This window comes from Flavobacterium sp. (assembly GCF_049318325.1).
Lineage (GTDB): Bacteria > Bacteroidota > Bacteroidia > Flavobacteriales > Flavobacteriaceae > Flavobacterium.
On record NZ_JBMOGQ010000055.1, the window covers coordinates 1 to 14,106 of the forward strand.

Consider the following 14,106-nt stretch of genomic DNA (forward strand, 5'->3'; position numbering starts at 1 on the left):
AAATCACCAACGAGATTAAACAATACTCAAAATATGTAAAAGGTTTACATACAGTCGCAGTTTATGGTGGTGCTAGCATTACAGAACAAGCCAGAGAGATTAAACGTGGAGCACAAATTATTGTGGCAACTCCAGGAAGAATGCAAGACATGATTAATCGTGGTCTTGTTAACATCAAAAATATTAACTTTTGTATTCTTGACGAAGCCGATGAGATGTTGAATATGGGATTTTATGATGATATCGTTTCGATATTATCGGATACTCCAGATGAAAAAAACACTTGGTTATTCTCAGCCACTATGCCAGCTGAAGTGGCACGTATTGCAAAGAAATTTATGCACGAACCAGCAGAAGTAACTGTAGGAACAAAGAATTCAGGTTCTGCCACTGTTTCTCACGAATTTTACTGTGTAAATGCTCGTGATCGATACGAAGCTTTAAAAAGATTGGCTGATGCAAATCCGGATATCTTCTCTGTAGTTTTTTGTAGAACTAAAAGAGATACACAAGCGGTTGCTGAAAAGTTAATCGAAGACGGATATAATGCTGCCGCTTTGCATGGGGATTTATCTCAGGCGCAACGTGATGGTGTGATGAAATCGTTTAGAGGAAGACAAATTCAAATGCTTGTTGCGACAGATGTTGCAGCACGTGGAATTGACGTTGATAATATTACGCACGTAGTGAATTATCAATTACCTGACGAAATTGAAACCTACAATCACCGTTCTGGTCGAACTGGTCGAGCAGGAAAATTAGGTACTTCTATTGTAATCATCACAAAAAGTGAATTGCGTAAAATTTCGTCAATTGAAAGAATCATTCAACAGAAATTTGTTGAGAAAACCATTCCAAGTGGAATTGAAATCTGCGAAATCCAATTATTGCATTTAGCCAATAAAATCAAGGATACTGAAGTTGACCATGAGATTGACAATTATCTTCCAGCTATTAATGAAGTACTAGATGGTTTGTCTAAAGAAGAATTGATTAAGAAAATGGTTTCGGTTGAATTTAATAGATTTATTACATACTATAAAAAGAAACGAGATATATCTGGTGAAGGTGGACAAAGAAGCGAACGCAGTTCAGAGCCGAGAGAAATCAGAGCTGGAGATCCAGTTCGCTATTTCGTAAATATTGGTTCAAGAGACGATTTCGATTGGATGCAATTGAAAGATTTCCTTAAAGAAACATTGGATTTAGGTCGTGATGATGTGTTTAAAGTTGATGTGAAAGAAGGTTTCTCTTTCTTTAATACAGACGGTGAACATACTGATAAAGTGATGTCTGTCCTTAACGGATTTGACCTTAACGGAAGACGTATTAATGTGGAAATCTCTAAAAACGATGGAGGAAGCAGAGAAAGACGCGATCATAACGGCAGAAGTAGTAGCGGTGAACGAAGAAGCTCAGGCGGATTTGGAGGAAGAAGTTCTGCAGGAGGAAGCTTCGGACCAAGAAGAGAAGGTGGATTCAGAACCGATAGAAATACAGCTCCAAGATCCGAACGCTCAGACAGACCAAGAAGAGAAGGCGGATTTAATCGTGACAGCGCTACAAAAAAAGCGCCAGGTTCTTTTCAAAGAGAAGGCAGTGCACCAAGACGATCAGAAGGTTCAACTGATAAACCAGCAGGTCGTTCATTTGAGGCTGCTAAAAGCAGAAGACCGAGGAAGCAGTAGGCAGTTTCAGTTTTCAGTTTGTATATGCTGAAAAGGAAATTATCACAACTCCGTTTTTACTAATGTAATGACGGAGTTTTTTTGAGTACTTGAAAGAAATAGTATTATCTTAACAACTGGCTTATTTTTAAAAACTGTCAGATTTTTTATTTATAAAATATGGAAATAGCTATAATTGCCCACGACAGAAAAAAGTCGACATGGTTAATTTAATTATTTAAAATAAAGCCATACTTCAATATGCTGATTAGAACCTGTAACGTACATGATGTGGCTTTTGCTTCCAATGAAGCAAATGCACACTTATTATTTAATGATCAATCAGTTGATTGAACATTATTTCACTGCCACCATCGAAATCTCTACATTAACTCCTTTTGGCAAACCAGCAACCTGAACAGTCTCACGTGCTGGAGCGGTATTCTCGTCAAAGTAACTCCCGTAAACGCTATTGATACGCGCAAAATCGTTCATGTTCATGATAAAAATGGTAGTTTTTACTACGTTGTCAAAAGTCATGTCGGCCGCTTCTAGAACCGCTTTCATGTTTTCCATGACTTGTTTGGTTTCGGTTTCTATATCGTCAAGCACCAATTCCATTGTTAATGGATGAAGTGCAATTTGTCCCGAAGTATAAAGTATGTTGCCAATTAAAACCGCTTGGTTATAGGGTCCAATTGGCGCTGGAGCATTGTCCGTAAAGATTATTTTTTTCATAAATAAAGTTTTATTTATTGTATGTAGATTACCTATTGTAAACTATGACTGAACACTGCGACAGTAAACTTCGACTGTTCTCTATCTCAAGGTTCTATCCGCCTGATTTCGTTTATCCCATTTAATATCACTCAATACACCTGCTTTTATACCAATAAAGAATCCCCAATATGGATTGTCTCCAAAAGGCACCCAATTGAAATCCATTCGCCAACTAAGCAAATCTCTTTCAAATCGTAGTTGAGTAAAAGTAACTCCATCTTGAACAAAATCATAACCTGTCGAAGCTCCAATTTTCCATTTGGGAGTCAAATCGGTATTCATAGAAACCATTAACGAGTTTCCGGTTATTTTTTTCTCACGATTGTTATTTGAATAAGTCAATGAATAGGCAAGAGTCATATCCCAGGGTAATTTATATTTAAAGAACTCATTAATAGCTTCTGCTTCGTTATCATCATCTTTAAATTGGCTCTGTCGCCTATCGCCTAAATCAGCATTGCTTCCAAACAAATCATCTTCTCGACCTCCATTTCTTTCACCTTGTCTATTTTTCTTATCCGCATCATCAACATCTTTACTGGAGAAAGCATAGTTTATCGTCATATTAGCACTTGTCATTCTAAACAAACTTCCGCCATTGTCAATATTCCAGGTATTTATTCTTCTTCCTGAATTGTTTATAGCATAAGGATCTAGTGTCATAGCAAAATTGACATTCATCTTTTGCTTAAATAAAAGTGTTCCCCCACTGACACGCATTGGTGACCATCGTAATGAATCTGCAGTTATGTCATAACTTGTTGAAAAATTCAAATTGTTTAGGAGCATTATTTTTTTAGGCTCTGTTTTGGTTGAATCTTTGTCGGTTACTTTGGCTTCAAAAGTATTACTCAAATTAAAGCCTAGATTATTGGACATATTTTTTCCGGGTGCACCAAAGACTCCATTGTCAAATCGAGTGTATTCTTTTATTATAGTTCCACTGCCGTCAGAATCGTAGGTGTCATAATATTTTGAAAAACTTGGCGTGTAGCTATAGGAAATATTCGGCCGCATTACATGGCGGATGGCTTTAATTTTTCTCTTTTCACCAAAATTAAAGGTCCCATAAATAGTAGTTCCTAATCCTGCTGTAAACGAATAGGTTCTAAAAGCATCAAATCCTTGCACTTCAGTATCAATAACTGCATTTTGTGTTGGATCATAGTTACGACGGATTGTTTTTAAATACCATACTTCATTATAATTAATTGAAGTTGTTGTACTTAAATATTTTAACAATTTAAAATTTGTACTCAACGGAATACTATGTTGAAAACCAATTTTTGCGTCCTTGAACATTTGTGGTTTAAAGAAAAGTGAATCAGTGGTTTCAATTCTGTTTTCGCCTCTTAAGTTGTATTGCAAATTGATATTCTTAAAAAATCCTTTTTTTGTCCCATCTTTGGATGCAAAAGGAAACACTCTGTCCACACTTAATTGAAGTGTTGGTAAGGTCATATTAATTTGTTCAGTTTGAGTGTTCTGAGAATGTGTTGCAGTTAAAGATAAGTTTACTTCTGGTACAGAATTAAAGGTTTTTGAATACGAAATCGAAGAGCTCAAAGTGTTGTTCAATCTAGAACCAACATTGACTTGGTTAATAGAATTTACAAAATAGCTACTGCTTCCAAGATTTACCGAAGCTGAAAAACGAGAATTCGGATTGGATTTAGCATCTTTACTATGCGACCATTGGATATTGTAAATATTAGTTCTCGAATAATCAGGATAACCTCTCTCGCTACTAATTAAGTTTTCAAAACGGACATTTACATTTCCTGAAAACTTATATTTTTTTGCATATGATGATTCAAATCGCATAGCATAACTTCCGTTGGTAAAATAATCGCCCAACACTGCCAAGTCGTAGCTGTCACTTAATGCAAAATAATAACCTCCATTTTGCAAAGAAAAACCTCTGGTATTACTATCATTATAACTAGGAACAATAATTCCGGAACGACTTTTTTCAGACATTGGGAAGAAGGCAAACGGCATTGCTATTGGTGTTGGAACATCGGCAATAAACATATTTGTAAAACCAACTACCACTTTTTTCCCAGGAACTAGTTTTACTTTATTGGTCTGAAAATAATATTCCGGATTATCAATGTCTTTTGAAGAGGTGAATCGGGCACTTTTCATAAAGTAAACCGAATCGTTTTCCTTTTTGGTAATTTCGGCTTTTACTTTAAGCTCACCCTGGTCTGTTCTTGAATTCCAAACCAATGCTTTTTTTGTTTTAAAATTAAAACGAATAGAATCGGGTTCCACAACATTACTACCTTGCTTAAAAACAGGTCTTTGTGTGTAAAGACCGGTAGAATCTTTTATTCTTCCGGCATAGACTTCACTTTTATTATAATCAATAACAATAATTCCCGATTTGAGTTCAATATCCTGATAATAAACTTCTGCTTTATTATAAAGTGTTATTAATTTTTTCTTTTGATCAAATTTTTCGTAGTCGACCGCTTTTCGTTTTATCTTATCTTCCAATAAAGGCTTTTTCTTGATGCTGTCAGGTACTTTAACTTCTGTAACTTCTAGTTCAGCATTTGTAGTATTTTCAGACTTAGTTTCTTGATTTTTAGATGGAAAGGAGTTTGTTTTCTTTGGCAGTTCTTGTGAATATATTTTCGCGTTTCCTAATGTTAGGAAAATTGTTAAAAAAACGATATAAAATAACTTTATTTGCAAAGGTTTAGTGCTATTTTTGTACAATTATGGCTTGATTTTTGCCGACGCAAACTTAAACAATATTTTCGGTCAAAAATAAGGAAATATAAGTTTTATAACCTTTCGGTTTTAATTAAAATTAACTTTTACATTCTTATGAATACTCACAAATACAGCAAAGTTCTACTGATATTATCGTTCTTTTTCTCCTTTATTTCACAATCATTTGGTCAATCAAAATTTAAAGTTACACTCGATGCCGGTCATGGCGATCATGATTACGGTGCGGTTTATCATGGGCATATTGAAAAAAATATAGCTTTGGCGGTGGTGCTTAAAGTAGGTAAGTTACTAGAGAAAAATTCGAGTATTGATGTTATTTATACTCGTAAAGGAGATCAGTTCATTGATTTAGTTGAGCGTGCCAACATAGCTAATAGAGCTGATGCCGATATTTTTGTTTCTATTCATTGTAATGCTAATACAAATAATGCTGCAGATGGTTGTGAGACTTACGTTATGGGTATGTCCAAAAATGCTTCCAATCTAGAAGCTGCGAAACGAGAGAACTCGGTTGTGACTTTAGAAAAAGATTACAAACAAAAATACGAAGGATTTGACCCAAAATCTCCTGAATCTTTTGCAGGAATGATTATGGCTCAAGAGCTATATTTAGATCAAAGTATTGCTTTGGCAGGAAAAGTGCAGGGGAAATTTATAGAAATCGGAAAAAAGAGCCGAGGCGTTAAGCAAGCACCTTATATGGTTTTACACAAAGCGTATATGCCAAGAGTTTTGATAGAAATGGGTTTTATTTCTAATCAGGCAGAAGGGGCAAAATTAGATTCAGAAGAAGGTCAGGAAGAAATTGCGGAATCTATTGCCAATGCCATTATCAGTTATAAAAAAGAATATTTTGGTACCAGCGATAATGATAATACCATCAAGCCATCACAACAAATAGAAAAGGTCAAGGCAATTGATTCAGTCATTATTAAACCAACAGTTAAATCTCCAGATGTTAAAAAACCAGAGCCAAAAGTTGAGCCTAAACCAGAAGTAGTAAGTTCATCTTTAGCTTTATTCAAGGTACAGCTTTCAGCTAGTGGTAAAAAGTTAGAACTTGTTCCAAGTAATTTTAATGGTTTGAGTAATATTTCAGTTTCTTCAGAAGGAAATTTATACAAATACATGTATGGTGAAACTACGAATTATAATGAAGCGAAGCGATTATTATCGGAAGCCAAATCTAAAGGATATTCATCCGCCTTTTTAATTGCATTTAAAAATGGAAAGAAGGTTTCAGTGCAAGATGCATTAAAGCAATTATAACAAGGACTTTTAATTATTTATTTTAACTTTGCTATTCAATCCGCTTCTGCGTGTGAATAGTATGATATAAAAAAAAGATTTACATTGAAAATCACTAGAGAAATTAAGACTGCAATTTTAGTAATTGCATCTATTTTATTATTTATTTGGGGTTACAGCTTTCTAAAAGGAAAAGATTTACTTTCGAATTATAAAACATTTTATGTTCAATATGACAATGTTGAAGGTTTGGTTAATTCGGCTCCAATTACCATTAATGGACTTAATGTAGGAAAGGTTAGCAAGGTAGAATTTCTCAATGATAATTCTGGAAAGATACAAGTAGAACTTCAAATAAAATCTGATTTTCCGTTTTCAAAATCAAGTATAGCTTCTATTTACGAACCAGGTTTAATAGGAGGTAAACAAATTATGATTACACCTAATTTTGAAGATAATTCGGTTGCAGAATCAGGAACCATACTAATAGGTGATGTCAAACCAGGTTTAACTTCTTTAGTTGCAGAACGATTGACACCACTTCAAGAAAAAGTCGAAAAGATGGTGGTTTCTGCCGATGTACTTTTGAAAAATGTTAATTCAGTATTAGATTCCAAAACTAAAGCAAATCTAAAAAGTAGTATTGCTAATCTAGATGTAACTTTAGCCGAGTTTAAAGTGGTTTCTAAATCAGTAAACGAATTATTAGCAGAAAATAAAGTAAAAATCAACTCAGCATTGACTAATGTTGATAAAGCTTCCGCTAATTTTGTAAAAATATCGGATTCGATTTCTAAAGCAAATCTTGGTAAAACGGTAAAAAGCTTAGAAAGAACATTAGCAAGTGTTGATAAAATAATGGCTGATGTGCAATCCGGAAAAGGTACTTTAGGCAAATTAGCAAAAGATGAAACGATCTACAATAACTTTGCAAAAACATCTAAAGAATTGGAATTGTTAATTCAGGATTTACGATTAAATCCAACGCGTTATGTAAACGTATCACTCTTTGGAAAGAAAAACAAGCCCTATAAAGCACCCATAAACGATACTATTAAAAAGTAACCAAACTTATGATGTATATAGACAACATACTCTTTGCTATCATTCTTGTTATTGGAATTGGTTTTTTTGCTAAAAATGTAAAAAAGCTTAAACGCAATATCAATTTAGGTCATGACGTTAATCGAAAAGATAATTCATCAGCACGTTGGAAAAATATGGCAATGATTGCGTTGGGACAATCTAAAATGGTAAAAAGACCAATAGCTGGTTTGCTTCACATAATTGTTTACGCAGGTTTTATAATTATCAATATTGAAGTACTTGAAATCATTATTGATGGGCTTTTCGGAACACATAGGGTATTCTCTTTTTTAGGTGCATTTTATGGTTTTCTAATTGGTTCGTTTGAAATTTTGGCTGTTTTAGTTTTAGTAGCCGTAATTGTTTTTTGGATTAGAAGAAATATTATCCAATTAAAGCGTTTCGTAAGTTCCGATTTGAAAGGAGCGCCAAAAAGAGATGCTGATATAATTTTGTATTTTGAAATAGTATTGATGTCGTTGTTCCTGATAATGAACGCTACCGATTTGCATTTTCAGGCTATGAATTCAGGAAATGTAATTTCACAATATATCAATCCTTGGTTTACTTCTTTAGATATAGCTCAAGTTGAAGCCATTGAAATGGCGGCTTGGTGGCTTCACATTATCGGAATTTTAGTATTCCTTAACTATCTATACTATTCAAAACATTTACACATACTTTTGGCTTTTCCAAACACCTATTTTGCTGATTTGAATGCTAAAGGGCAATTCGACAACCTGGAAAGTGTTACCAAAGAAGTAAAACTAATGATGGATCCTAACGCTGATCCGTATGCGGTTCAACCAACAGATGAAAATGCAGTTCCGTCTAAATTTGGTGCTTCAGACGTACAGGATTTGAATTGGGTTCAGCTACTAAATGCTTACACTTGTACTGAATGTGGTAGATGTACTTCTTCTTGTCCGGCAAATCAAACTGGTAAAAAATTATCGCCACGGAAAATCATGATGGATACACGTGACAGATTGGAAGAAGTAGGAAGAAACATAGATGCAAATAAAGGAGTTTTTGTTCCTGATAATAAATCATTATTGAATGATTATATTACAGCAGAAGAACTTTGGGCTTGTACAAGTTGTAACGCTTGTGTAGAAGAATGTCCGGTAAATATCAGTCCGTTGTCTATTATCATGGATATGAGGAGGTATTTAGTAATGGAGCAAAGTGCTGCACCACAATCTTTGAATGCAATGATGACTAACATTGAGAACAATGGAGCGCCATGGCAATACAACCAACAAGATAGATTAAACTGGAAAAATGAATAGTATTTGATTTTATCAAATAGGATTAGGATGCGATTATCGCATATAAAAATAAAAACAAATTACCATAAATGTGAGGCTTGGGAATTTGTCAAATGAATGTGAAATAATAAAAAGAAAAAAATGAAAGCGGAAGACATTGACAAAAACTTGCAAAGTATTACCCAAAACGGACAACATTTAAGTCCTATTTTACCGGATGGTATTAAGAACTATCTAATTGACATTGATGGAACAGTTTGTGACGATATTCCAAATGAAGAACCAGAAAGAATGTTGACAGCAGAGGTTTATCCTGATGCGTTAGTAACTTTAAACAAATGGTATGACGAAGGTCACATTATATTTTTCTTCACTTCAAGAACTGAAGCACACAGAGAATATACTGAGATTTGGTTAAAAAAACACGGTTTCAAATACCACGGAATTCTATTCGGAAAACCACGTGGAGGAAATTACCACTGGATAGATAATCACTTGGTAAAAGCTACACGTTATAGAGGAAAATTTACTGATTTAGTAGATAAAGAAGTAACCATTCAGGTGTTCGATGATGAACATCATGAATAAATTTTAGATTTCAAACTTTGCAACTTTGCAACTTTGCGATTTTGCAACTAAAATACAATTATGTCAGAAGTAGTAAATGTGCCAACCATGGCAGAAATGATGGCTCAAGGCAAGCAACCCGAAGTATTGTTTTGGGTTGGTTGTGCCGGTAGTTTTGATGACAGAGCAAAAAAAATCACCAAGGCATTTGTGCGTATTTTAAATCGTGCCAAGGTGGAGTTTGCGGTATTGGGTACAGAAGAAAGTTGTACCGGAGATCCAGCAAAACGAGCAGGTAATGAGTTTTTGTTTCAAATGCAAGCCATGATGAACATCGAGGTTTTAAATGCCTATGAAGCAAAAAAAATCGTTACTGCTTGTCCACATTGTTTTAATACACTAAAAAACGAATACCCAGAATTGGGCGGCACATATGAAGTAGTTCATCATACTGAATTCCTAAAACAACTCTTAGATTCAGGAAGATTATCTATTGAAGGAGGCCAATTCAAAGGGAAAAGAATTACGTTTCATGATCCGTGTTATCTCGGAAGAGCTAATAATGTTTACGAAGCACCAAGAGATTTAATTCAAAAATTGGATGCTGAGTTAGTAGAAATGAAACGCTCCCGTGCCAATGGCTTATGCTGCGGGGCCGGTGGTGCCCAAATGTTCAAAGAACCCGAAACAGGGAATAAGGACATCAATGTAGAAAGAACCGAAGATGCTTTGGAAACAAAACCGGAAATAATTGCTGCGGGTTGCCCATTTTGCAATACGATGATGACAGATGGAGTTAAAGCCAAAGAACAAGAAGCTAATGTTAAAGTAATGGATATAGCTGAATTAATTGCTAATGCTCAGGATTTATAAATTCCTAATATCAAATAAAAATGTTAGTTCCTTTTGAAAATTTACCAGAAGATTCCAAAATTTGGATTTACCAATCCAATCGCAAATTTTCAGATGATGAGATGACTGAAATCGAAAATGATTTAAAAGGTTTTATCGAAAATTGGTCAGCACATGGAACTGGATTAGAAGCTTCTTATCTTTTGAAATACAACCGTTTTGTAATTCTTGCTGTCAATCAGGAAGTCCAAAAGGCAACCGGTTGTTCTATAGATTCATCGGTGGCTTTTATTCAAAAGCTGGAACAAAAATATCAGGTTGATTTGTTGGATAAGATGAATGTGACGTTTAAAAATGGTGAACATATAGCTCATAAATCATTAATCGATTTTAAACGAATGGCTAAAGAAAAGGCAGTAACTGCCAATACCATTGTTTTTAATAATTTGGTGAATAGCATTGAAGAATTTAACGAAAACTGGGAAGTTCCTGCTGGTGAAAGTTGGCATAGTCGTTTTTTTTAATCCGTATTACATGAAAAGGCTTTTATTCAGAATAGGATTATTCACGGCATTGCTATTTTTGGTTACTAATTGTGCGTCAACCAAAAATAAGACTACGAATGTGGTCTTCCCAAAAACTGATTTAGACTTAGAAGAAGAAGTTTACATTCCACATTTAAAATCCGACCGTAAAAACTTTTTTCCCGAAACTTCAGCCGAAACGCGTTGGGTTGATAGTCTTTATAATAAAATGACCTTTAATGAAAAAGTGGGACAATTATTTATGGTTGCAGCTTATTCTAACAAAGATACCATTCATACAAGAGCTATTGAAAAACTAGTTTGTGATTATAATATTGGTGGTCTAATCTTTTTTCAAGGTGGACCAATGCGTCAAGCTCGTTTGACAAATAATTATCAAGCTTTATCAAAAGTGCCATTGTTTATTGGAATTGATGCCGAATGGGGATTGAATATGCGAATAGATTCCACTTTTCGATATCCTTTTAATATGACTTTGGGAGCCATCAAAGATATAAAATTGGTTGAAAAAGTAGGAACCAGCATGGCAAAGGAAAGTAAACGAATGGGAGTTCATTTTAATTTCGCTCCTGTTTTAGATATTAATACCAATCCGAAAAATCCAATTATTGGTTATCGCTCTTTTGGTGAAAATAAAGTTAGTGTTACTGAACATGCTATTGCCTTAATGAATGGCGCACAAGGTCAAGGCATTTTCTCTACGGGAAAACATTTTCCCGGTCATGGTGATACTGCAACCGATTCGCATAGCACATTGCCTCTAGTAAATGTTTCTTTGGAACATATTAAAAAGATAGAGTTGTATCCCTACAAACGTATGTTTGACGAAGGTTTGGTCTCGGTAATGGTGGCTCATTTGAATGTGCCAAGTTTGGAACCACGTGAAGGTTACCCAACTTCTGTATCTTATAATGTTGTGACAAATTTGCTCAAAAGTGAATTAGGATTTGATGGATTGATTTTTACTGATGCACTTAACATGAAAGGGGCAAGTAATTTCAGAGCACCGGGTGATATTGATCTGGAAGCTTTTATGGCGGGTAACGACATTCTCCTTTTTGCAGAAAATGTACCGCTTGCTATAGAAAAAATATGTGTGGCTTATCAAGACGGCCTTATTTCAGATGCAAGATTAGCGGAATCGGTAAAGAAGATTTTACGATATAAGTTCAAAGCAGGATTGAACAACTACAAACCTACAGAAGTCATCAATTTGTATAATGATTTGAATCCGAAATCTAATGAAACCTTACAATATGAATTGTATGAAAACGCCATTACAGTTGTTAAAAATGATGGAAACATTCTTCCGATTAAAAATCTGAATCAGAAAATTGCCTATGTAAAATTAGGTGATGATTCCAATAGTTCTTTTGTCACTACTTTAAAGAAATACACTGATGTTACTGAAGTTTCGGAGACTAATATAGATTCCTTATTGGCTAAATTGACCGATTATGAAACGGTAATTATTGGGTATCACAAATCGGATAAATCTTGGTGGAAATCTCCCGAGTTAACGGTACCTGAATTGCAGGTAATTGATTCTATTGCCTCTAAAAAGAAAGTAATTATTGATTGTTTTGCTAAACCGTATTCATTATCAAGAATTTTGAATTTTAATGAAATACCAGGCGTAATTGTATCCTATCAAAATGGAAACATTGCTCAGGAAGTTTCGGCTGAGTTAATTTTTGGTGCCATTGACGCTAAAGGATTGCTTCCGGTTTCTATCAATAGCAGTTTAAAAGCAGGTGATGGAATAACCACTCAAAAACTAAACCGATTGGGTTTTGCTACTCCGGAAAGTGTGGGTATGAGTTCAGAAAAACTCAAGCAGATTGATTCGTATGCACAAAAAGCTATTGACGGTAAAATGGCTCCAGGTATGCAGATTTTGGTAGCCAGAAAAGGAAAAGTTATCTATCAAAAATCATTTGGAAATCAAACGTACGATAGCGATGTTAAAGTTAAGAATAGCGATTTATATGATGTAGCTTCATTAACTAAAATGGTAGCTACTTTGCCAAATGTAATGCAGGTATATGACCATAATAAAGTGACACTCGAAACTACTTTAGGAGAGATGTTGCCACTATTTAAAGTTTCTAACAAGCAGAAAATTACATTTAAAGAATTGTTGTCGCACTATGGTAGAATGCAAGCATGGATACCGTTTTACAAAGCTACTTTAGATTCGGCAAAAATGCCAATGAAGAAATACTATCGTAAAATGTATAGCGAAGGATTTACCAAACGCGTTTCTGATAGTTTGTACTTGAGAGATGATTATCAAGACACTATTATGAAACGTATCATAGATAGTCCACTTATAGATAAAAAAGAATACCGTTACAGCGATTTTACTTTTATTATTTTGAAACAATATTTGGAGAAAGTTATGGGTAGGCATTTGGATGAATTGGTAACCAATAATTTCTACAAAATACTTGGAATGAATAATACACTATACAATCCTTTAAAAAAGTTTGATAAAAGTGTAATTGCTCCAACTGAAATAGATACTTATTTCCGCCATGATACCATTCAGGGTTATGTACACGATATGGAAGCTGCGATGGAAGATGGCATAGGTGGGCATGCAGGTATTTTTTCCAATGCCATGGATATTGCCAAGATGATGCAGTTGTATTTGCAAAAAGGCAGCTATGGAGGACAGCAATATTTTTCTGAATCAACATTTAACGATTTTAATACGTGTTGGTTTTGTACTGAAGGAAATCGTCGTGGATTAGGATTTGACAAGCCACAAATAAGTGGAGGTGGACCAACTTGTGGTTGTGTTTCGATGACGAGTTTTGGGCATACCGGTTTTACTGGAACTATGGCTTGGGCTGACCCGGAAACCGAAATTGTTTATGTTTTCTTATCCAACAGAACGTATCCAGATTCTAACTTGCCAAATAAACTTTCAAAGGAAAATATCCGAGAAGACATTCAAAAAGTAATTCAGGAAGCGATTATAGAGAAGTAATTATTAAGATTTAGCTTTTCGGTTATTCAACTAGCTAATATTAAATATGTTTCCTTGTTAAAATATTATTCTTCACCATCATCCAACTTAAATGGATAATCGCCAAAAAGCGCAGCGAGTTTTTTAGCTTGATACGTTTTTTTTGTATACTTATTAGACAATACTATAATTGTAACTTTCTCTTTTCTTAAATTAATAAAACAGGAAGTGTTTCCATGCCACCAACCATTATGATAATAAAAAGGTTCACCCTTTTCAAACTCAGTCATTCTGATGCCTAATCCATAATTACGTATTCCTTTGGATTCATAACTATATCCTTTATACACTTTTTTGAGCAGATCAGGATT

General features: G+C 34.5%; 10 protein-coding genes and 1 pseudogene. 8 read left to right on the forward strand and 3 right to left on the reverse strand.

The genetic code is table 11. The features are described 5' to 3' along the window. On the forward strand, positions 1–1,688 hold a 1,688-nt coding region (locus ACOYLP_RS06535; RefSeq protein ID WP_422855377.1), incomplete at its 5' end, for a DEAD/DEAH box helicase. Between the two features lie 336 nt (positions 1,689–2,024). On the opposite strand, the gene ACOYLP_RS06540 is transcribed toward ACOYLP_RS06535, so the two are convergent. Together ACOYLP_RS06540 and ACOYLP_RS06545 are read right to left on the reverse strand one after the other, a co-directional pair. Continuing rightward, complete coding sequence (locus ACOYLP_RS06540; RefSeq protein WP_422855378.1) at positions 2,025–2,405, reverse strand: RidA family protein; 381 nt, start codon at positions 2,403–2,405, stop codon at positions 2,025–2,027. Positions 2,406–2,486: 81 nt separating this feature from the next. After that, the gene (locus ACOYLP_RS06545; protein WP_422855379.1) at positions 2,487–5,150 is read right to left on the reverse strand and encodes a putative LPS assembly protein LptD; all 2,664 of its coding nucleotides are present in this window, start codon (positions 5,148–5,150) and stop codon (positions 2,487–2,489) included. A gap of 135 nt (positions 5,151–5,285) precedes the next feature. Here ACOYLP_RS06545 and ACOYLP_RS06550 point away from each other — a divergent pair, with 135 nt between their 5' ends. The 7 genes from ACOYLP_RS06550 (at position 5,286) to ACOYLP_RS06580 (ending at position 13,756) form a co-directional block, all read left to right on the forward strand. Further along, the gene (locus tag ACOYLP_RS06550; RefSeq protein ID WP_422855380.1) at positions 5,286–6,461 is read left to right on the forward strand and encodes an N-acetylmuramoyl-L-alanine amidase family protein; all 1,176 of its coding nucleotides are present in this window, start codon (positions 5,286–5,288) and stop codon (positions 6,459–6,461) included. Positions 6,462–6,545: 84 nt separating this feature from the next. Beyond that, entirely contained in the window at positions 6,546–7,505 is a 960-nt protein-coding gene (locus ACOYLP_RS06555; RefSeq protein ID WP_422855381.1) for an MlaD family protein, read from the forward strand. Positions 7,506–7,513: 8 nt separating this feature from the next. Further along, positions 7,514–8,818 carry a 4Fe-4S dicluster domain-containing protein gene (locus ACOYLP_RS06560; protein WP_422855382.1) on the forward strand — a complete coding sequence of 435 codons (1,305 nt, stop codon included), beginning with the start codon at positions 7,514–7,516 and terminating at the stop codon, positions 8,816–8,818. A gap of 120 nt (positions 8,819–8,938) precedes the next feature. Continuing rightward, positions 8,939–9,385 (forward strand): LNS2 domain-containing protein, encoded by a 447-nt coding sequence (locus ACOYLP_RS06565; protein ID WP_422855383.1) that lies wholly within the window; start codon positions 8,939–8,941, stop codon positions 9,383–9,385. Positions 9,386–9,445: 60 nt separating this feature from the next. Continuing rightward, positions 9,446–10,237, forward strand: a complete 792-nt coding sequence (locus ACOYLP_RS06570; protein WP_422855384.1) for a (Fe-S)-binding protein — start codon at positions 9,446–9,448, stop codon at positions 10,235–10,237. A gap of 20 nt (positions 10,238–10,257) precedes the next feature. Then, positions 10,258–10,740 (forward strand): ABC transporter ATPase, encoded by a 483-nt coding sequence (locus ACOYLP_RS06575; protein ID WP_422855385.1) that lies wholly within the window; start codon positions 10,258–10,260, stop codon positions 10,738–10,740. Between the two features lie 10 nt (positions 10,741–10,750). After that, positions 10,751–13,756 carry a glycoside hydrolase family 3 N-terminal domain-containing protein gene (locus ACOYLP_RS06580; RefSeq protein ID WP_422855387.1) on the forward strand — a complete coding sequence of 1,002 codons (3,006 nt, stop codon included), beginning with the start codon at positions 10,751–10,753 and terminating at the stop codon, positions 13,754–13,756. A 65-nt stretch (positions 13,757–13,821) separates the two neighbouring features. Here ACOYLP_RS06580 and ACOYLP_RS06585 read toward each other — a convergent pair. Continuing rightward, positions 13,822–14,106 (reverse strand): annotated as a pseudogene (locus ACOYLP_RS06585) (penicillin-binding protein); the annotation flags it as partial.